This is a genomic window from Desulfobulbus alkaliphilus (assembly GCF_016918545.1).
Taxonomy (GTDB): Bacteria; Desulfobacterota; Desulfobulbia; order Desulfobulbales; family Desulfobulbaceae; genus Desulfobulbus; species Desulfobulbus alkaliphilus.
Map to the genome: position 1 here is coordinate 1 of NZ_JAFFQC010000416.1, position 391 is coordinate 391.

Sequence of the window (391 nt, forward strand, 5' to 3'; positions counted from 1 at the left end):
GCACTGCTGCGCGACGGCGAGATGACCCTGCGCGTGGTCGAGGGCGCAGAGCCGGTGCTGCTGGCGACCATGCACGAATATGGCGACCTGCCGGTCTATCTGAGCGTCGGCGACGCCCAGATCGTCTGTTCGGTCCTGCTGTGGCCCGTCGCCGAACAGGCCGATCGCCACGCCTTCAACGAGTTCCTGCTGAAGGCCCAGCGCGTGGTGCCCCTGTCCAACTTCGCCATCACCAACATCGGCGGCGAAGATGTGTACGAATTGATGGGCGAACTCTCTTGCAAGACGACGCTTCAGACCATCCTCATCGAACTGCGCACGCTGGCCAAAAATGCGATCGACGCCACCGAACTGCGTGAAACCTTCGGCGCCGACGCCGCCTGATCCCGGA

General features: G+C 63.7%; 1 protein-coding gene. It reads left to right on the forward strand.

What is annotated here, in order from left to right; all coding sequences use genetic code 11:
- A partial coding sequence (locus JWG43_RS21180) for a YjfI family protein (protein ID WP_205244494.1) occupies positions 1-384 on the forward strand: 384 nt, incomplete at its 5' end.
- Between the last annotated feature and the right edge of the window lie 7 nt (positions 385-391).